The organism is uncultured Bacteroides sp., assembly GCF_902472605.1.
Taxonomy (GTDB): Bacteria; Bacteroidota; Bacteroidia; order Bacteroidales; family Bacteroidaceae; genus Phocaeicola.
The window spans coordinates 1-19,689 of record NZ_CABROP010000029.1 but is presented as its reverse complement, the minus strand read 5'-3'; the positions used below and the strand labels follow the sequence as shown (position 1 = coordinate 19,689).

Sequence of the window (19,689 nt, the reverse complement as noted above, 5' to 3'; positions counted from 1 at the left end):
CCATGAAAAAGAACAAGACTTATTATCTGCTGGGCGGCTTTATCCTCCTGCTGGTAGTCATCCGCCTCTGCTCTCATTCAGAGCCTCGCCCGGAGTTCACTCCACGTGACTATCCCGACATCCTCCATTCAGGAGTCTTACGGGCAGTTACGGAGTATAACACCCTCAGTTACCATGCCGAAAAGGACAGCGTCTCCGGGTTTGATTATGAATTGCTGAGTGCCTTTGCCCAAGCCAAACACCTGCAGTTGGAAGTCACTCCCGAAATGAGCTTTGAAAAACGGCTGAAAGGTATTGCCGAAGGGAAATATGATTTAATTGCCACCGGAACTGTTATTACTACACGTTCCAAAGATACCCTGCTTTTCACACATCCGTTGTGGCTGAGCAAGCAAATCTTAGTACAGCGCAAACCGGAAAAGGGAAAAGACAGCCTTTATATCCACAATCAACTGGAGTTGGGAGGGAAGACCTTGCACGTGGTGAAAGGTTCACCGGCTCTGCTGCGCCTGCACAACCTTATCAATGAAATAGCCGATACCATCTATCTGCAGGAAGTAGACCAGTATGGCCCTGAACAGCTCATGGCCATGGTTTCCGGAGGTGACATCGACTATGCCGTCTGCGACGAAAACATCGCCAAAGGCAACATCGCATTGTATCCCAATCTGGACATTGATACCGATATCAGTTTCACTCAGTTTTATGCATGGGGAGTACCTAAACATGCCCCTATCCTGCTCGACAGCCTGAACAGCTGGCTCGACCAGTATATGAAGAGTGAAGACTATCGGAAATTATATAAAAAATACTTTCATTAAAACCACTCATCTATGATCAAACTAGATAAAGTAAACTGGGGATTCATCGGATGCGGTGAAGTCACCGAAAAGAAAAGCGGTCCGGCTTTCAACATGATTGAAGGCTCCAAAGTGGTAGCGGTCATGAGCCGTGAAGAAGAAAAAGTCAAATCCTACGCCATACGCCACCAGATTCCCCGGTGGTACACCGATGCGCAAGAACTGATTGGCGACGAAGATGTGAATGCCATCTACATTGCTACTCCTCCGTCCTCACATGCCACCTTTGCCATCATGGCCATGAAAGCCGGAAAACCGGTCTACATCGAAAAACCGATGGCTGCCAGCTATGAGGACTGCGCCCGTATCAACCGTATCTCCAAAGAAACGGGAGTACCTTGCTTTGTGGCTTACTACCGCCGCTACCTGCCCTATTTCCAAAAAGTACGTCAACTAGTCGACGAAGGAGAAATCGGTAACGTCATCAACGTACAAATCCGTTTCGCACAACCCCCTCGGGATCTGGACTACAACAGCAAGAATTTACCGTGGCGTGTGCAACCCGATATTGCCGGAGGAGGTTATTTCTACGACCTGGCTCCACACCAGCTGGACTTATTGCAGGACATGTTCGGCTGTATCCTCGAAGCAGAAGGATACAAGAGCAACCGTGGCGGACTCTATGAAGCAGAAGATACCATCAGTGCCTGCTTCAAGTTCGATTCCGGTCTGCCGGGTTCCGGTTCCTGGTGCTTCGTGGCACATGAATCGGCCAAGGAAGACCGTATCGAAATCATCGGTGATAAAGGCATGATCTGTTTCTCCGTCTTTACCTACGACCCGATAGCCCTGCACACCGAACGCGGACGCGAAGAGATTCTTCCGCCCAATCCGCCTCACGTACAGCTACCGCTGATTAAGGCCGTGGTAGAGCACCTGCAAGGTAAAGCAGTATGTACCTGCGACGGCATCAGTGCCACACCCACCAACTGGGTCATGGACCGTATTCTGAACAAACTATAAACTTCTTTCATAAGGTGAAATACCTTTCCTTGTTGACCATACTGCCGTCGTTTCTTCTCTATCCCGCCTATGGAAAGGCACAAATAGAGAAGCGAGACAGTGTGGCCAATACAGAACCTGCTCCCGTTCCATCTTCGCGTCCCTTATTGGGCAGTCTCACCAATGACATTGTACGCTCTATCAAATTCACCGGACAAGAAATCAAGAAAGTCGGCGTCAAGCTGAACACGGTAGATACCACTTACATCTCTCCCAACAAATATAACCTGGCTTTCATGTTGGAACAAAGTTCCTGGTATGAGCACTACCGCCTGGGAAGCAACGACGGACAAAGCCTGAGCTTTGCGCCCAACATCAATACCAAGTTAGGCGTGTATTTCGGATGGAGATGGATTTTCTTAGGAGTCTCTTTCGACATCAGAGACTTACTTGGAAAAGGGAAAAACAAGGCTCCCCGAAAAGAATTTGTGTTCAACCTGTACAGTGCCAAATTCGGTGTCGATCTCTATTATCGAAAAACAGGTAGTGACTTCAAGATTTCTTCCTACGAAAAGTTCAATCTGAGCAAGGACTACACGAACACCCCGTTCAACGGCTTCCAAAGTGATATCAAGGGACTGAATGCCTACTGGATTTTCAATCACAAGCGTTTCTCCTATCCAGCCGCTTACAGTCAGTCGACCAACCAACGGAAAAGCTGCGGTTCCCTACTGGCAGGATTTTCCTATTCACAGCACAACATTTCGTTCGACCATACCCAACTGCCCGATGAAATAAAACAGCAGTTGAATCCCTCCCTGCAATTCCACAGCCTGCGTTATACCGACTACAATCTTAGCGTGGGCTACGGCTACAACTGGGTATTCGCGAAAAACTGTCTGCTGAATGTATCCCTACTCCCGGCCATTGCCTATAAGAAATCACGTATCAACGACCAACCTACCCAAAGCGGTACCAGCTGGGCACAATGGATCAGAGACATCAATTTCGATCTGATTACGCGGGCCGGTATTACCTGGAACAACAGCAAATACTATGTGGGAGCTTCGCTGGTGCTCCACACCTACAACTACCGCAAGCCCACCTTCTCCATTACCAACTCCTTCGGAAGTCTTCGCGTTTACATGGGATTCAATTTCTGGAAAAAGAAAGAGTACCGTGAAAAAAAGGAATAAAAAAAGGAGCCGCCCCTCAATTTAAAGCAACTCCTCTATTAAATAAAACAAACACAATGAACGCTTAGAAATGAACGCCCAGTGTCAGCAACACCTGGTGACGTTCGTTGGTGACCTTAGTGGCTGGCAAAGCCTCATCACTGAACGCATAAAAATCAGACTTGTACACGTTGTATTTGTAAGCCAAGTCCGTATAAAACCATTTTCCTCTATAACCTAAACCTGCGGTCACCGTATTGCGTGACAAATCATTCATATATTCCGTATCTGTACGCATATCGTTTGCATTCAACGATTTATATGCTCCATCCTTGAAAGCCGATGTAGAATAATTGTAACCGGCCCGTACGCTGAAAGCTGAAGAAATGCGTGCCTCCAGTCCCACACGTACCGTGTGCTGTCCTTTCAGAATAGACTTGGTGTACTCATTCTGGTTCTCCATCGGAGTCCCGTCGTTATAATACATCCTGCAAGCGTTATAACCGGCATATTCATATTCTGCCCCCACAGCCAAGAAACTGCCTACCGTAGTTCCGGCACTTACATTGAATTTCCACGGGGTCATCAAACGATAATCCTGAACTGATTCTCCGGCATAATCTATCGTCCGCTCATCTGCCTTGAACTGCGTATTGTCTGCTTCATTGGCAAACTTGTAATTCAGTTCCGAATAAAGTTCAGCAGAATAGGTATCGGTCAGCGAGTACCAGGTGGGTGTATGAATGGCCAGACCAAAACGGAATGGAGAATCTTCTATCGGACGGAAAATGGCTCCAAACTTCAAATTCAGTCCGGTCCCTTCTGTACGATACGCATTCCGCAACTCATAATAGCCTGAATGATTACCATCATACACATCTTCCGTATAATACGTACTGCGCGTATAGTTCACATCGCTCACCCCCAAGGTGATGCCGAAATACATCCGGTCTTCCACATTAAAGGCCACATTGAAGTCGTACTGGTTGATACCACCTTCTTCCCTGCTACGGAAACCGTTGGCATTTCCATTCCATCCCATCGGCATTTGAAAAGTACCTCCTTTTCCATCCTCGAAGGTACCCACTCCAACCAGTTCCGACCGGACACCCATTACGCCCAAATACGGATAATTGGTATTATAATAAGGGTTCGAAAGACCGCTGTGTCCTTCTACTCCATAATTATAAATATCATCCATCTCACTGATGGAGTAAATAGAGCCTGCTACCATATTGGCCAGCTGCTGCGTCTGAGATAAACCATTCAATATACCTCCTGCCGCAAACTGACGGTTGAAGTTCTGACTCTTATGATAGTTGAATCCAAAGTTCAGGTAACGGAGCGTCGTGCGGTTGCCAATCTTTGTGGAGTACACAAAACCAATCTGGTCAAACGAAACCTTATTCCGTTTGTCATTCATCACACTTCCATTAAAGTCACTTTCTACCTTTGTGGCATTCATGCCAAATGACGTAGACACATCGTGTCCTCTGAACAAGCCGATACCCGCCGGGTTGGTACCGATAACCGAAATATCTGCACCCAAAGCACCCATGGCACCACCCATTCCGACAAAACGGGCCGTTCCGTTCAATTCATCTCCCGCATAGCGGGCCGCATCGTAAGCAGTTTGTGCCATGGCCTGTGCACCGCACAACAATGAACAGGCCACTGCATACATGTATTTCTTTTTCATCTTCAATCTCCTTTTAGTTACACATTTATCTTCTGCGTGCGCCGCCACCGCCGCCAGTACTTACTCCTCTGGAAGAACCGCCGCCACCCGTAGTAGAACGATAGCTACCGCCTCCAAAGTTACTATAACTTCTGACAGAAGAATTGGTACGTGAATTATTGAATCCATTATTCATCCGGTTGCTGTTGTTCTGGTTCATCCGGTTAAACACATCCGTATTACGATAGGAATTCGGGCGTGTACTGCTAGGACGAGAATAAGTAGATTCACCCAAACCTTGTGATGGACGGGTATATCTTGTGCCTGTACTGCGCACTCTGGAAGCACCATCCGGACGGATAGAACGTATTCCATCGGTACCAGTCACAACACGACCGCCCGTTCTACTATTACGGTCCAGTCCACCCATTACACGACCGCCCGTTCTGTCGTTACGGTCAAATACAGAACCCACGGTACCTCTCCGTACCACCTGCTCTGCACGACGGTTGTTGTAGGTATAGGAGTGCCCTTGATAAGCGCCTCCTCCCCATCCATAATACGGATAATGGTGATGCCATCCGGGGCCCCAATAACCACCCCAGTAACCTCCCCAATAGCCACCCCAGTAGCCACCGTACCAGTAAGGAGAATACCATGGAGAGTACCAACTATAATACCATGGAGAATGCCATCCCCAGCCCCAACTTGGTCCGGCAATGCTCCAGTTCCATCTCCAGTCCCACCACATCGGGTTGCTGTAAGTAGGGAACACGTATGCATACAGTCCGTCATCATATACATTCCAATCCCAAGATGGGAAAGCACCGTACACCACGTCCCAATATAACGGGCTGCTTACCGGAATGGCGTAGCGCGGGCTCCGGAAACGGACAATTCGCATGGCGTACTCATAATCATCCTGTGAACCTTCAAATCCGTTCACCCATTCTCCCCGCTCTCCATAGGGTTTTTCCTGTATGTAAAGTGTATCGTTCTGCATGGAGAACGTATTTTCCCGTGACGTATACCGACGATTGTACTCATCTACATCACGTGTATTTCCAGCTGCATCCTTCACTACCACCGGAGTGGAAGAAGACAATGTGGAATATGCCGTTGTCCCCTGATTCTGCTTCGGGGCCACTACGGTCTCCTTCTTCGTTTCTGCCTTTTTCTTAGGCACGAAGTAAAGGTCGTCGTTACTCTGGGCCGCCACAAAAAGCGGTAAACTTGCCCATATCAACGAAGCAAATACTTTCAACTTCCTCATAGTTCTATCTTTTAACGGTTTTACCTTTTTATTCTAGTACAAAAATAGGAAGATATTTCTCCCCATCAAGCAGGAAATCCCTATTTCAAGGTAGGGATTTCCCTAAACTTGCCATTCAGGGGACATCACACCCCACTTTTCTTTTCCGCCCAATACACTCCACCTAAAATACAAGCTGCCCCCACTGCCGAAGTGAGTGTCAACCCTTCCCCTAAAATCAGCATGGAAGCCCCCAGCGTGACCAGCGGACTCAAATAAATATAATTGGAGGTATGCATCACCCCAATCTTTTTCAGTGCGACGTTCCAAGCCACAAAACAGATCAGAGAGGCCACCAGTGCCAGAAACAGCAAATTCATCCACACAGCGGATTGCGACAATATACCCACATTGCTACGGAACGGGAAGATTGCAAACAAAGGCAAGATGGTGAGTAATCCGTAGAAAAACACTTTCCGAGTAATGAACGACACCGGATAATGCGACAGCCGGCGAATCACCAGACTGTAGCAAGCCCATGAAAAGGCTGCCGACAGTGTTAGCAAATCTCCCCATGGAGACACTTTCAATCCTTCTTTTCCTCCGAAAACAATCAGACCGACCCCACACAGGGCCAGCAACGAACCAGCCAACAGACGTATTCCCAAACGCACCTCTTTGTAACAGGCCGCCGAGAGAAAAGCCGTCAGCAAAGGAGCTGTACACAGCAGAAAAGCCACATTCGATGCCTGCGTCATACCCAATGCCGTATTCTCCGTATAAAAATAAAGCGACCCTCCAAAGAAGCCGGCCAATGCCAGCAATCCCTCCTCTTTCCAGCTGTTAGCCAGCAACCGACGAGGAGCAATCAGCCAGATACCTACATACGCCACCAGAAAACGGTAGAAAAAGATTTCATGCGGATGCAGCCCATGCTGAATCAAGACCTTGGTTGAGATATAGGTCAGCCCCCATACCACCACCACGGCAATAGCCAGTAAATGATAATACCCCTGTTTCACTTTCTCCTTATATTTATTTACCTAAAAACGGAATCACCACGAACTCTGCTTCCGGATATTCCCGCTTCAGCAAATCGCGCATGTATTCCTCCGTATCCCGACGGATAATCTCATCGTCTTCCTCCGGGAAGAGATTGTAGGCCAGCGTATGCAGACGGATGCCCCGACGACTCATCGCCTCCAGGCTCAGCAACGTATGGTTGATGCTTCCCAGCCGTCCGGAAGTCACGAACACCAGCGGATACTGTTTCTGCGCCACGTAGTCAATGGTCAGCAGGTCGCGCGTCAAAGGCACCATCAGTCCTCCGGCCCCTTCCAGCAGCACCGCATCGTAACGTTCGCTCAGGGTTTCCGTCGCCCGTTCAATCTTGTCGAAGTCAATCGGACGCTTGTCAATCTCTGCAGCCAGATGCGGAGAGCAGGGATAAGAAAAAATCTCCGGCATCGTCAGCCGTTCCTTATCCTCCGGCAACAAACCTGTACCCATAATCCGACGGTGCAGCTCGATGTCTTCCGACAGGTCCGTATTGCCCGTCTGAATCAGCTTCTCCGTAATGGTGCGGATACCCCGCTCGTTCCATGTCTTGGCCAGATAGGCCGTGGCATAACTTTTCCCGATGTTCGTGTCGATGCCACTCACAAAATATACATTTTTTTTCATTCCGTATCGTTTTTGGTATTTTATTTTCTACATATCATATAAATGGGATGAAAAGTCAGGTACACCCTGCCCCGCTCATCCGAAAACCGTTCCGTATAATTCCGGCAGAACTCCTGTAGCCTGCCCCGCGTCCAAGCCTGTGACGCCGTGCCCGTCACTCCCGTCTCTTTCAGGTGCCGCAACACCTCCAGCGGAGAAGCGAACGACAGGCGCAACTGTTCCTCATGAGCATACACCACCTCGTAACGGGCGGCCAGCATCTCCCGCAGTGCCTCCAGCGACGGATACGACAGCCCCGCCGAAGCCAGCGTAGCCACCTCCTCCGTGTTGTGCGGGCCGAAGGTGCTGAAAGCCAGGTAGCCCCCTTCGTGCAGCAGCTTCCGGCACCCTGAAAAAAAACGCGGCAAATCGTCGAACCATTGTACCGCCGAGCACGACACAATCAGGTCCTGTCCTGCCGGAAAAGCCAGTGTCTCCGCATCCTTCGCCACGAAATGCACCTTCCCGCCCAGCACATCGGCCAGGTAAGGCTCCACCTCCGGACAGAGGTCGTTCAGCCACATCTCTTCCGGAGCTGCCTGTTTCAGGTACATCCGCGTAAACATACCCGTGCCGCAACCAATCTCCAGCACCCGTTCCTGTACATCTGCCGGAATATAACGGCCCGTCAATTCCGCCATCCGCGACGCCACGTAACGCTGCACGTCGGCCTTATCCAGGTAAGTGCCCACGGCCTTCGCAAAACGCCGACTGATCAGGGTCTTGTCCATAAACTACTTTCTCCGCTCAGCAACTGCCGGAACAGCTCCTCGTCATAGTGTTCCACGTCTTTCTCTTCCACCGGCACGCCTTGCCACGCTTCCCGCTGATTCTGCGGCGGGAAAATCTTGTCCGAAGTCCCGACAATCGCCTTGTCCCAGTCCCACTTCCACGCCGGACGGGCCTTCACCATCGTCCATTCGTCGGCCAGTTCCTGATGCAAGTCGTCCAACGTCCGATAAGGGTGATGCGCCAGAAACCGTTTCACCTGCGCCGCCGACCCGCAAATCCGCCGACGGAAACGTACCAGCACCGGTTCCGAGAAATTCTCCAGCGTCCCCCGGAAAATGGCTTCCGGAATTCCTTTGGTATCATGGATGGGATAAGGTGTCCCGTTCACGGCCAGCCTCATCCCGTAGGGATAATCTTTCCCAGTCAACGTCTGGCAGGCCACCCATACACCCATAGACCAAGCCAGGACCCGTATCTCCCGATAGCCGTCCAGCAAGCTGTAGTCAAAGTCCATATTCTTGTAATCAAAACACAGCAAGTAGTCGCACCCTTCCGGGACCGGACTGCCAAACAGGTTTTCGTCCGAACCCCAGCCCGCAAAGAAAAGCAGCAACACCGGGTTTTCTTCTTTCTTGATAAACAGTTGTTTCATTCCTTCAATTCTTTCCGATTCATTCCTTCAATTCGTGACACAAACGCGCCACTTCGTCCTCTTCAATCAACGCGGTCAACGAGAAACGCAACCGTGCCGTCCCTTCAGGTACCGTAGGCGGACGCACGGGCAACACATAGAAGCCGTGTTCCTGCATTTGCATAGCCTTCCAGATGGCCTTCTCGTTAGCTCCTACCACCAAAGGGATGATGTGGCTTTCCGACGGGCAATCAGCCCCGCTTTCACGGATAGCCGCCCGCAGAAGCCCCGAAATCTGTGCCAGGTGCTCCCGCCGTGCCTTCATCTCCTCCAAGCGCGACAAGACAAAGTGCGTCCAAGCCACGTTGATGGGAGGCAATGCCGTGGTGAAAATCAACGTCCGCATCCGGTTCACCAGATAATCCCGAATCACCTTCCGGCACACCACATACGCTCCGACGGAAGCCATCGCCTTGCCGAAGGTGCCGCACAGGAAATCAATGTCCTTCAGGCAGCCTTGTTCCTCGGCCACCCCCAGTCCGTGCGCCCCCCGCACCGCAATGCCGTGCGCCTCGTCCACATACAGCATCACGTGGTCGTAACGATGCTTCAGTTCCACCAGACGGTTTAGCAAAGCCACGTCGCCGTCCATGCTGAACACACTTTCCGTCACGATGATAATCCGGTGATACGAACCGTGATACTTGGCCAGCAGATTCTCCAACTGTGCATAATCCTGATGGCGGTAGCGGATGCACTTGGCCGCTGACAGACGGATGCCGTCAATCAGGCTCGCATGCACCAGTTTATCGGCCAGAATCAGGGTATTCGCATCGGTCACCGCCGGCAGAATCCCCGTATTCATGTGATACCCGCTGCTGAACACCAGCGCACTCTCCGCCCCGAACAGCGAAGCCAGCAGCGTTTCCAATTCCCGATAAGCCGGGAAGTTACCCGTCAGCAACCGTGAGGACGAAGAGGAAAAACACAAGTCCCTCTCCTTCACCGTCCGCAGAAACTCCTCGCGCAACGCCTTGTCCGAAGCCAGTCCTAAGTAATCGTTCGACGACAGGTTCAGCATCCGCCGTCCGCCGGCTTCAATCCATTTCCCGTCACAGCAGGTTTCCGGCAACACGCGCAGGTTGCCGCACGCCTCCAGCTGATTCAGTTCCAACTGAAAATCCCTATCCGGTCCGGGTTGTATTTCATTTTCCATGATGTTCCTCCTTTGTCTTTATTCCGGCATTTCGCCCACAATCTTACACAAACCGCTCGTCAGCTTGGTCAGCTGTTCCGGACGGATGATGAAAGGCGGCATGATGTAGGCCAACCGTCCGAACGGACGTACCCAGATACCTTCTTCCACAAACCGCCGCTGCATCCAGCCCATGTCGACCGGCTTCTTGGTCTCAATCACCCCGATCGCCCCCAGTACCCGGAAATCGGCCACCTGCGGCAATGCAGCCGCCGGTGCCAGTTCCTCTTTCAACTGTGCCTCGATGCGATGTACCTTCTCCTGCCAGCCGGACGACAACAACAGCCGGACAGAAGCCAGTGCTACGGCACACGCCAGCGGATTGCCCATGAACGTAGGCCCATGCATGAAAGCGCGCGGTTCCTTGGAAGAAATGCAGTCGGCCACCTTTGCCGAAGCCAGCACCGCCGAGAAGGTCATGTACCCTCCGGTCAGTGCCTTACCGATACACATGATGTCCGGTTCCACCTGCGCATGTTCCCACGCAAACAATTTTCCCGTACGCCCGAAGCCCGTGGCAATTTCGTCAAAAATCAGGAGCATTCCGTGTTCCCGGCAGAGGCGTGCCGCCTCCCGTAAATACTGCGGATGATAGAAACGCATTCCGCCGGCCCCCTGCACGATTGGCTCTAAAATCAAAGCCGCCAGCTCGCCGTGGTGCTGCGTGATGACTTCCCGCAACGGCACGATGTCTTTTTCGTCCCATTCTGCACCGAAACGGCACTGCGGAGCAGGCACGAAATAGCGTACCGGAAGGGCCGAACCGAACAGGCTGTGCATGCCCGTCACCGGATCGCACACCGACATGGCGTTCCACGTGTCGCCGTGATACCCAGAGCGGATAGTCACAAAGTTGTTCTTCTCCGGATGACCGGCCGCAAACTGATACTGCACCGCCATCTTCAAGGCCACCTCCACGGCCACCGACCCACTGTCGGCATAAAAAATATACTCCATGCTGGGAGGTACGATTTTCAGCAGTTCCTTTCCCAGCTCGATAGCCGGTTCATGGGTCAGTCCCCCGAACATCACGTGCGACATCCGGTGGAGCTGTTCCTCCACCGCCCGGTTCAATACCGGATGATTGTATCCATGTACGGCACACCACCATGATGACATTCCGTCAATCAACTCCGTGCCATCGGCCAAGGTCAGCGTACAGCCCTCTGCCCGGTCCACTTTGTAAGTAGGCAACGGATTTGAGGTCGAAGTGTACGGGTGCCACAGGTGGTCCCGGTCAAATTCGTCAAACAGTTTCTCACAATTCATATCCTGCTCCTTTTATACGTTCTTTATCTTTTGATACTTTGGAACCGAGGGTAGTCAGCAAATCCCCCACAATGGCCGAATTGATTCCCACATACAGCGCACGGTCCACCGTCTCCTCGCTCAGCTGCGAACGTCCTCCGGCAAAACGGAGGAAAGCCGTCGGATTCACCATGCGGAACATGGCCACCGTGCGCAACACCTCTTCCGCCGTCAGTGGCTTTGCGTGTTCCAGCGGCGTTCCCTTGATGGGCTGCAACAGGTTCAGCGGGATGGACTGCACCTCCAGTTCCCGTAAAGTCAGCGCCAGTTCCACCCGCTGGGCAGGCGTTTCTCCCATGCCGATGATACCTCCGCTGCACACGTCCATGCCTGCCCGGCGAGCCGCCTGCAACGTCTCTATCTTTTGGGCTTGGGTATGCGTGGAGCACAGGTTCGGGAAAAACGACGGCGCCGTCTCCAAATTGCAGTGGTAACGGCTTACCCCCGCACGGTGCAAGGCCACGAGCTGTTCCTCCGTGGCCAATCCCAAAGATGCACATAATTCAATCTTACTATTCGCTCGAAGGTATTCAAAGTGCTGGCACAACTTCTCCACTTCTCCTGCCGAAGGCCGACGTCCGCTGGTCACCAGTGAGAAACGGGCCACGCCCTGGTTTTCGTTCATCTTTGCCTGACGCAGACATTCTTCCTCGCTCACCAGTCCGTATTCCTCCACACCCGTGTGATGATGTGCTGACTGAGCGCACCACTTGCAGTTTTCCGGGCAACGTCCCGACTTGGCATTGATGATGGAGCACATGTCAAACTTCCGCGAAGCGTATGCCTCCGTGATGCGATGGGCCGTTTCACACAATGCGTCAAAAGGTGCTTCCTCCAACAGCCACAAGGCCTCTTCCGCGGTCAGCACCTGTCCTTCTTTTATTTTCTCTTCTAATTTCTGTAATCTTTCCATACGTATTGTATTAAAAAAGAGAGGGATGTATCCGCTTCGGTTAAGTCTGTCAGACTTTACCTGAAACGGGTACACCCCTTCCGGTTATTTATTATCTTATTTATTTCATCTAAAAGCAGCGCAGGCACTTCTTCCTTTTGCGGCACCACCAGACACCACAATCCTTTCCGGTCTATCTCGAATAGATTTCCTCCAAGTCCCGGTCCTCCGCTTCCAAAGAGTACATCCTCCTCCGAGAGGATATTCCATGATGCAACCTCAGTCTTCTTCCCTTTGCACACCGCCGTTTTCTGCTTGCCCAATGAAGCATCTGCAATTCCCCGCCCCACCTGTCCGATGGTGACATGGCGATGCAGGCTCACGAACGCAGCATATTCCTTCCGGCTCCAACGACGGAACCGAAGCATGACTTTGCGCGAATAGGAAGCGATACGATGCATCTGTTTCTCTTTGTTTAAATGTACGGCTGCAAATGTATAGAAAAATCTACAGAAAATGCAAGGATTTTTCCTTTCTTGCGCAATATTCCACTCTGTCTTCTGCTTGGCTTGGATTTCCTGTATATGGGCCCAAGCGTCAGAAAACGGAAAAATCGGCATGGCTCCGGATGACTATAATCGACAAGTTGTCTGTAAGTCTGAAGTGTTTATTTCAGATGCTTGTCAAGGAATTTCTCCATGGCACGGTAGAAGTCGAACTTGTTCTCTTCATTATAGAATCCGTGTCCTTCATTTTCTTTTACCATGTATTCCACTTCCACCCCTCGTTTCTTCAAGGCTTCTACCATCTGGTCAGATTCGGCTTTGTTGACGCGCGGGTCGTTTGCCCCCTGGGCGATGAACAGCGGAGCTTTGATCTGGTCTACATGGAATACTGGCGAGTATTTTTCCATCATTTCTTTGTCGGTTGGGGGTCGCCCACCATTTCGTGCATCATGTCGAGCAACGGTTTCCAGTATGGAGGAATCGTATTCATGAACGAGAGCAGGTTGGACACTCCTACGTAATCGACGGCACAGGCATACAGGTCGGGAGTAAAGGTCACTCCTGCCAGGGTAGCGTAACCTCCATAGCTTGCTCCATAGATGGCCACCCGCTTCGGGTCGGCTATACCTTTCTTGATTAGCCATTCTACTCCGTCGGTAATGTCATTCTGCATGGTCTGTCCCCATTGTTTGTAGCCCAGTTCGGTAAACTTGCGTCCGTATCCGGTTGAGGCGCGGAAATTCATCTGCAGTACGGCATAGCCACGGCTGGCAAGGAACTGTACTTCCGGATTGTATCCCCAGGTGTCACGTGCCCACGGTCCTCCATGCGGATTGACCACAACCGGCAGGTTCTTTGCATTTTCCATGGTATAACCTTTCGGCAGGGTCAAGTAACCTTCTATGGTCAGTCCGTCACGGCTGGTATAGGTAATCGGGTTCATGGCGCACATTTCCTCTTCTTTGATCCAAGGCGCTATGTCGGCCACCTTGGTGAGCTTGTTTTCCTTTACATCATAGAGGTAGTAGGATCCGTATGTGCGGTCATTTCCGGCATGGATCAGGCGGATATTCTCGTCTCTGCTCTGGCTGGTGATACTGACGTTATAGCCCGGAAGCTGGGCTTCCAGTTTCTTACGTATCCCTTCTTCTTCTTTGTCGAAATAGTGGCGGATCATGTCCTTGTGCCCTTCACAGCCTACGACTATCAGCCGGTTCTTCTTTTCGGAGTAGCTGAGGTCCGAGATGTCGTACTTGTCATTCATGTACAGGACCTCCTTCTCTTCGCAGGTTTTCGGGTCCATCAAAACCAGTGCGGTCTTGTCGCGTCCGATGTTGGTCAGTGCGTAGACCATCTTGTTGTCGGGCGTAAAGACAGCAAAACCGACGGTTTCCTTGAAGTTGGTGGTCAATACCGGTTGGAACGGCTGGTCTTCCGTTTCACGGTATAGTATCTGCTTATTGACGCCGTCTACTATGGCACTGGCTACACGCAGCTTGCCGTCGTGATCGGTCATCCATCCCTGTATATTGCCCGGGTTCTCGGCCAGCAGGGTCAGTTCTCCTGTATTCAGGTTCAGGCGATACGGGTCGAATACCTGAGGGTTACGCTTGTTCATGCCGATGATGACCAGTGAATCGATTTTTTCCAGCGGGTCGATAATATTGGTTCTCACTTTCGGAAAATTGGTGTATGATTTCAGGTCAGAACCGTCTATGTTCACGCCATAGAGCTGGTAATTCTCATCGCCTCCCGTATCCTTGACGAAAAGGATGCGGTTATTGCCAGCCCACATGCTTGCGGCGATGTCACGTTCCGTTTCAGAGGTGATGCGGATGGTAGTATCCGATCCGATTTTCTGTACAAAAAGGTTCATGCGGTTCTCATAGGGAGCCATGAATGAGAAGTAGGTCCCGTCGGGCGATACCTGATAGTTGATCTTTTCCGGGTTCTTGAAAAAGTTTTCCAGCGGAATCTGTGTCTGTGCGCCGGCGGTAAAGCAAATTCCGGCCATGAACAGACCGGCTGCCAGCATGTTTCTTAAATTTTTCATTGTGTCTTATTTTTGTTTATATATAAATGTACGGCTGCAAATGTATAGAAAAATCTACAGAAAATGCAAGGTATTGGAAGAATACGTTTTTTCGGTCTACAGATTCGCTTTTATCTTCTTTTCTATCTCCGTGTCCGTTGTCTTCTCTGCATAGCCTTGAAACTTTGCAATTATCGTGCGGTCTTTACCTATCAGATAAAACTGAGGGACTCCACTACCAGCCTGATAATCATTTATAAGTTTAGCAATTGTATCTTTATCGGCAGTCAGAAAACCGTATTCTATTCCCTGGCTTTTTACATACGCTTCACAAGATGATTTCGACCGTCCCCACGTTTCTACAGCCAGCACTTCAAGTTCGTTCACCGCATATTCTTTTCTCAACCTGTTCAAGAAAGGAATCGAAATCTTGCATGGTCCACAGCCTATCCCCGTGAACTGCAACAAGATGACCTTCGACTTTATACTACTTAAAGAAACCTTCTGACCCTTCATATCAGTAAGCGTCCAGTCTGGAGCTTTTTTACCCGTCATATCCACAGTCGCCTTCTGAGACTTCTCTCCTTTTATACGCCGCACATAGTCTGCCGGATAATAATCTTCCGCTACAATTTTTCCCTTTCCTGCAGGATTATACACAAAATCGGAACAAATATTCTCACTGATGCTATGCTGCATCTCCCTGCGATAACGATAAGGCATGTCATTTTCTTTTGAAATCCAGATTTTGTAAATAGATGTCGGATCATATATATACGGATTCTGCGGCATGTAACAAGCCTTACCAAAGAACTCCACCTGATACGGTGTATGGATACTTAATTCCATCAGATAATCTTTCCCCTCATCCTTCAAGCTAAGAACTATGCTATCCTGAGTATTCAATGCATACTCAAGAATGGATTTCATGCAACCAAAAGCTTGCGGCATAATAACTCTGAACGGAAGGGGACTTTTCTGAGTGAAATCATCTATCCGTACTTCTTTTTCCTCTTTCTCTATATAAGCAAACACAGTTCCGTCATATACCCAAAGCGGTTGCCTGAATTCCTTATCCGAGGCACACAAGAAAGAATAACCCACAGCCGTATCCTGTGGATTCACATGCTCATAAATTTCTATTGGCACACTGTACCCCGGCTCTTTGTCTCCCGGTTCCCATGCCTTTATCACACAATGATAGGTCACCGATTCCACGGCATTCATTTTCTCCAGTACATGCGACAGATAGTCCGTCTCTCTATTTTGTCCGTAACTCGGCAGGGCCAATAAGATAAAGGGAAATAATATTGCAGTGATTTTCATGGCATTATATTTTATAAAAATGAGCCCGCTTTCAAATGCGGTTTCTTCCTTTCAACTTCTCTCAGAAGTACATAAAGCATACGTAAAACCCATTTGAAAGCGGACTTCAAAAAACAATTTACTGAAGCTTGAACGCAACAGGCACAGTGAATTTCACTCTCACGACCTCTCCCCTCTGCATGCCCGGTTTCCACTTAGGCATGGTCTTCAGCACGCGCAAAGCCTCTGCATCCAAATCCGGATTCACCGCACGAACCACATTGAACTCGGTAGGAGTTCCGTCTTTTTCTACTACAAACTGCACAATTACCCGTCCCTGCACATTTTTCTTCATGGCACTTTCCGGATATTTCACGTTGTCTTGAAGGAATTTGAACAACTCCTTCATCCCTCCTGGATATTCAGGCATCTGTTCCGCTACCATAAACACTTCGTCCTTTGCCACACTGTCAGTAGGAGCCGCTACTGAATCCGGTGCGACGGTTTCTTCTTTGGCATCCTGTTTTTCGGATGCTCCCTGCGAGCAGGAAGTGTTTCCGGCAACGAGTAGAGCAAAGGCCGGAACCATGAACAGTGCATATTTGATACGCCCTGTTCCGTTTGATTTTTTCTTGTTCATCATAATGATACGTTTTTTAAGATGAGAGAAATTGAAATTATTAGATAATCCATACTTGTGGCTGTAGGCCAACCCAATCAGGTGATATTGATAACTCTTGGTGGCGAATCCCGCTTCCACGACTCTCTTGTCGGCCAGGAACTCCAGATTGAGCCGGACTTCCCGTTTCAGCAGCCAGGCAAAAGGGTTCATCCAGCAGCAGATGCTGACCATCTCGGCAAGAAGCACATCGACGGAATGCCGTTGCTTTACGTGCGCCATCTCGTGTGTCAGGATTTCGTCCAGTTCGTCTTCCTTCACTGTCGCCGGATTCAGGAAAATCCACCCAAAGAAAGAGAAGGGTCCGGACGAGCCATTCAGGCATTTCACACGAATGCCGTTTATCGTATTCTCCGGCGTACGCAAGATCAGGTGCCACAAACTGCACGCTTGCACGAGGAACCGGACGGACAGCACCAGCATACCGGCAAGATACAGGTATTCCATCCAATCGGACAACACCCACACACCGTTTCCCGCTTCCGCCGTTTCACTTCCCACCACTATTTCCGGCAACACCACCGAATAGTCAAAATGCGTCAGCATGATCAGGCTGTCACGACTTTCCAGCCATTCCCGCACGTCGACCAGCGGCAACACGAAAGGCAGCACCAATGCCAGCAGCAGAATGAATCTTCTGGAACGGAAAAATGTGTCCCGCGTACATACCAGCTTGTACAAAGCGTAAAACAGGACCAGTCCGAGATTGACTTGAAGAAGATATAGCATAGTAAAAAACAATTTAAAAGGTAAGTAAATTAAAATGTTCTATTTGTCCTCCCGCTTCTCAATCAGGTCGATAATCTCGTTCAGTTCGTCCTTGGAGATTTTCTGCTCCTTGGCGAAGAACGACACCATCTCCTTGTAAGAGTTGGCGAAATAGTTGCGCACAAGGTTGCCCACCGAATTGCGGGTATATTCTTCCTGCGCCACCAGCGGCGTATAGCGGTAAGTGTTCCCAAACTTTTCGGCCTTCAGGTAGCCTTTCCGCTTCAGGTTGTTCACAATCGAGGCCACCGTGGTGTAAGGCGGCTTCGGCTCGTCATAACATGCCACGATTTCTTTCACGAAACACGGGCCCAAATGCCAGATGAAACGCATGGTCTCTTCTTCCTGATAAGTTAGCTTTTCCATATCGAATTAGGTTTTCTACGAACTTTTCGCAAATCTACGAAGTTATCGTAATTGTTATTCAAACAAACAGTTAATTAATTTAAAAGGAAAGATTATTTTTTCTTATCTCACCCATACACACCCAAAATCGCAGCGCGGATTCAGATTTTCCACAGACAATCACACCCTGTTTGATTCCAACAATGCACCCACATTTTTAAGCCTTGAATACTACAGGAATATGACAGTTTGGGAATCATCAAATTCATATAACATTATTTAGGAATCCCATATTTGAAGAATTCTTCTTCTTTGATTGCTTGCAGACGATTCTGAGCCTCTTTATATGAACGTTTTATAACTTCTGTCACACCATTATCTAAGAGGTCTACAGAATTCACAAAACGTTGGTAATATAGTTTTTCTTTTTTTGTATCCTTCAAAATGCCATATATGCGCGCTATTTTATAAATTGAAGAAAGAGAGGAAGGGACAATCTCAAGGCAGCGGTTCAAATAGCATATACTTTCTCGGTACTTGTGTCTACTAAAATATGCGTCGGAAACAGCTTCATTCAAGGCAAACATTAAAGTTGTGTCTGGTTGCAATAAGGTTATGGCTTTTTGTATGTATTTTATGCCCTCGTCCTTAAAACCTATTTTAATGCCTATTAATCCTAATTGTGAAAGGATATATGGATTTTCCCTTTTCTTTTGATTTGCTTTGACAAGGTTATCGTATGCCTGATTCAGACTATCTATTTTAGCATAACATACTCCCGTATAATAATATGTCTCACCGCTATTGTCTTGTGAAAATAATAGTTTCCTATATAAGGATAATGCCTTTTCATATTCATTTTTGAGGTAAAAAGAGAAAGCCCGCTGTCTGTTGATGAATACATTAGTTGAATCATTGGAAACATATTTTTCAGTTACAGACAGAGCTGAATCCGGTTGCTCCTGTATGTTGTATGCAGATGCAAGACTTGCTATAATTTCACTGTCAAATGGATATTCATCAATGATTCTTTTACCGACCAATAGCATGGAATCTCTTTCTGACATCTGCTTATGTAGGTTATATTTGAATCTCAAATCCATTTGAGTCAAACTGTCTGCTGGTATCTTATTCAAGAAAAGCTTAGAAAGACCATATTGCCCCCTTTTCATATAACATTGTGCTATTTTTCTGATATAAAGGAGTCTATAATCAGTTTCAAGGCTTTTTTTATACCAACGAAGCGCACCATAATAATCGAAATTTTTCTCCAGACTATCTCCTTTTTGATAATATTCAGCAGATAGTTTATAAGATTGAATTACATCTGTATCATTGTTTGTCGATTGGGCAGCAAGGGTATGAGAACATAGTAAAACAGTCATTAAAAACAAAATATTAGTTTTCATTATTTCTTGGATTAAAGGGTTATAACTGTCTAGGCCAGTTTGATGTGAAAGTACCGGCTGTTTATCTTGAAATCTTCGTCTAAATACCACGTGTTGAGTTTACACTTGCTTACAGTTTCTACTTTGTATAGAATTTCTGTTTTTCAAAATCAAACACAGATACAGCCCCTTCGAAGAATTTCAGCCCGACACTTCCTT

The 19,689-nt window shown here is 48.9% G+C and carries 17 protein-coding genes and 1 pseudogene; 3 read left to right on the top strand and 15 right to left on the bottom strand.

Going from position 1 to position 19,689, the window contains the following annotated elements:
- Positions 1-2 precede the first annotated feature (2 nt).
- The 3 genes from RDP42_RS08190 to RDP42_RS08180 are packed head-to-tail and all read left to right on the top strand — an operon-like array spanning position 3 to position 2,998.
- Complete coding sequence (locus RDP42_RS08190) at positions 3-821, top strand: transporter substrate-binding domain-containing protein (RefSeq protein WP_308763289.1); 819 nt, start codon at positions 3-5, stop codon at positions 819-821.
- A 12-nt stretch (positions 822-833) separates the two neighbouring features.
- Positions 834-1,823, top strand: a complete 990-nt coding sequence (locus RDP42_RS08185) for a Gfo/Idh/MocA family protein (protein ID WP_303914881.1) — start codon at positions 834-836, stop codon at positions 1,821-1,823.
- A gap of 29 nt (positions 1,824-1,852) precedes the next feature.
- Positions 1,853-2,998, top strand: a complete 1,146-nt coding sequence (locus RDP42_RS08180) for a DUF4421 domain-containing protein (protein ID WP_308763288.1) — start codon at positions 1,853-1,855, stop codon at positions 2,996-2,998.
- Positions 2,999-3,062: 64 nt separating this feature from the next.
- On the opposite strand, the gene RDP42_RS08175 is transcribed toward RDP42_RS08180, so the two are convergent.
- From RDP42_RS08175 to RDP42_RS08105, 15 genes and pseudogenes are all read right to left on the bottom strand, one after another.
- On the bottom strand, positions 3,063-4,676 hold the full coding sequence (locus tag RDP42_RS08175) for a hypothetical protein (RefSeq protein ID WP_308763287.1): 1,614 nt from the start codon (positions 4,674-4,676) through the stop codon (positions 3,063-3,065).
- Positions 4,677-4,701: 25 nt separating this feature from the next.
- On the bottom strand, positions 4,702-5,928 hold the full coding sequence (locus RDP42_RS08170; RefSeq protein WP_308763286.1) for a hypothetical protein: 1,227 nt from the start codon (positions 5,926-5,928) through the stop codon (positions 4,702-4,704).
- A 125-nt stretch (positions 5,929-6,053) separates the two neighbouring features.
- Entirely contained in the window at positions 6,054-6,929 is an 876-nt protein-coding gene (locus RDP42_RS08165) for a DMT family transporter (protein ID WP_308763285.1), read from the bottom strand.
- A gap of 13 nt (positions 6,930-6,942) precedes the next feature.
- A complete protein-coding gene (gene bioD / locus RDP42_RS08160) occupies positions 6,943-7,590 on the bottom strand; it encodes a dethiobiotin synthase (protein ID WP_303914894.1) in 648 nt (215 codons plus the stop codon).
- 20 nt (positions 7,591-7,610) lie between these two features.
- Positions 7,611-8,360 carry a malonyl-ACP O-methyltransferase BioC gene (bioC, locus tag RDP42_RS08155; RefSeq protein WP_308763284.1) on the bottom strand — a complete coding sequence of 250 codons (750 nt, stop codon included), beginning with the start codon at positions 8,358-8,360 and terminating at the stop codon, positions 7,611-7,613.
- Positions 8,345-9,013 (bottom strand): pimeloyl-ACP methyl esterase BioG family protein, encoded by a 669-nt coding sequence (locus RDP42_RS08150; protein ID WP_308763283.1) that lies wholly within the window; start codon positions 9,011-9,013, stop codon positions 8,345-8,347. The genes bioC and RDP42_RS08150 overlap by 16 nt, the downstream gene beginning before the upstream one ends.
- 19 nt (positions 9,014-9,032) lie before the next feature.
- Complete coding sequence (locus tag RDP42_RS08145; RefSeq protein ID WP_308763282.1) at positions 9,033-10,208, bottom strand: 8-amino-7-oxononanoate synthase; 1,176 nt, start codon at positions 10,206-10,208, stop codon at positions 9,033-9,035.
- A gap of 18 nt (positions 10,209-10,226) precedes the next feature.
- Complete coding sequence (gene bioA, locus RDP42_RS08140; protein ID WP_308763281.1) at positions 10,227-11,516, bottom strand: adenosylmethionine--8-amino-7-oxononanoate transaminase; 1,290 nt, start codon at positions 11,514-11,516, stop codon at positions 10,227-10,229.
- Positions 11,506-12,468 (bottom strand): biotin synthase BioB, encoded by a 963-nt coding sequence (gene bioB / locus RDP42_RS08135; RefSeq protein WP_308763280.1) that lies wholly within the window; start codon positions 12,466-12,468, stop codon positions 11,506-11,508. The genes bioA and bioB overlap by 11 nt, the downstream gene beginning before the upstream one ends.
- A 56-nt stretch (positions 12,469-12,524) precedes the next feature.
- Positions 12,525-12,908 carry a hypothetical protein gene (locus RDP42_RS08130; RefSeq protein WP_303914911.1) on the bottom strand — a complete coding sequence of 128 codons (384 nt, stop codon included), beginning with the start codon at positions 12,906-12,908 and terminating at the stop codon, positions 12,525-12,527.
- Positions 12,909-13,114: 206 nt separating this feature from the next.
- Positions 13,115-15,006 (bottom strand): annotated as a pseudogene (locus tag RDP42_RS08125) (prolyl oligopeptidase family serine peptidase).
- Positions 15,007-15,102: 96 nt separating this feature from the next.
- Entirely contained in the window at positions 15,103-16,311 is a 1,209-nt protein-coding gene (locus RDP42_RS08120; protein ID WP_308763279.1) for a TlpA disulfide reductase family protein, read from the bottom strand.
- 118 nt (positions 16,312-16,429) lie between these two features.
- The gene (locus RDP42_RS08115) at positions 16,430-17,698 is read right to left on the bottom strand and encodes a M56 family metallopeptidase (protein ID WP_308763278.1); all 1,269 of its coding nucleotides are present in this window, start codon (positions 17,696-17,698) and stop codon (positions 16,430-16,432) included.
- A 39-nt stretch (positions 17,699-17,737) separates the two neighbouring features.
- Positions 17,738-18,103: a BlaI/MecI/CopY family transcriptional regulator gene (locus RDP42_RS08110; RefSeq protein ID WP_204475892.1), complete on the bottom strand. Its 366-nt coding sequence runs from the start codon at positions 18,101-18,103 to the stop codon at positions 17,738-17,740.
- Positions 18,104-18,357: 254 nt separating this feature from the next.
- Complete coding sequence (locus RDP42_RS08105; protein WP_308763277.1) at positions 18,358-19,491, bottom strand: hypothetical protein; 1,134 nt, start codon at positions 19,489-19,491, stop codon at positions 18,358-18,360.
- Positions 19,492-19,689 lie beyond the last annotated feature (198 nt).

Bases quoted from the DNA above. Each gene is read 5' to 3' on its own strand.
- RDP42_RS08190 (WP_308763289.1), top strand. From the start codon at position 3: ATGAAAAAGAACAAGACTTATTATCTGCTGGGCGGCTTTATCCTCCTG.
- RDP42_RS08185 (WP_303914881.1), top strand. From the start codon at position 834: ATGATCAAACTAGATAAAGTAAACTGGGGATTCATCGGATGCGGTGAA.
- RDP42_RS08175 (WP_308763287.1), bottom strand. From the start codon at position 4,676: ATGAAAAAGAAATACATGTATGCAGTGGCCTGTTCATTGTTGTGCGGT.
- RDP42_RS08170 (WP_308763286.1), bottom strand. From the start codon at position 5,928: ATGAGGAAGTTGAAAGTATTTGCTTCGTTGATATGGGCAAGTTTACCG.
- bioD (WP_303914894.1), bottom strand. From the start codon at position 7,590: ATGAAAAAAAATGTATATTTTGTGAGTGGCATCGACACGAACATCGGG.
- bioC (WP_308763284.1), bottom strand. From the start codon at position 8,360: ATGGACAAGACCCTGATCAGTCGGCGTTTTGCGAAGGCCGTGGGCACT.
- RDP42_RS08150 (WP_308763283.1), bottom strand. From the start codon at position 9,013: ATGAAACAACTGTTTATCAAGAAAGAAGAAAACCCGGTGTTGCTGCTT.
- RDP42_RS08145 (WP_308763282.1), bottom strand. From the start codon at position 10,208: ATGGAAAATGAAATACAACCCGGACCGGATAGGGATTTTCAGTTGGAA.
- bioA (WP_308763281.1), bottom strand. From the start codon at position 11,516: ATGAATTGTGAGAAACTGTTTGACGAATTTGACCGGGACCACCTGTGG.
- bioB (WP_308763280.1), bottom strand. From the start codon at position 12,468: ATGGAAAGATTACAGAAATTAGAAGAGAAAATAAAAGAAGGACAGGTG.
- RDP42_RS08130 (WP_303914911.1), bottom strand. From the start codon at position 12,908: ATGCATCGTATCGCTTCCTATTCGCGCAAAGTCATGCTTCGGTTCCGT.
- RDP42_RS08120 (WP_308763279.1), bottom strand. From the start codon at position 16,311: ATGAAAATCACTGCAATATTATTTCCCTTTATCTTATTGGCCCTGCCG.
- RDP42_RS08115 (WP_308763278.1), bottom strand. From the start codon at position 17,698: ATGCTATATCTTCTTCAAGTCAATCTCGGACTGGTCCTGTTTTACGCT.
- RDP42_RS08110 (WP_204475892.1), bottom strand. From the start codon at position 18,103: ATGGAAAAGCTAACTTATCAGGAAGAAGAGACCATGCGTTTCATCTGG.
- RDP42_RS08105 (WP_308763277.1), bottom strand. From the start codon at position 19,491: ATGAAAACTAATATTTTGTTTTTAATGACTGTTTTACTATGTTCTCAT.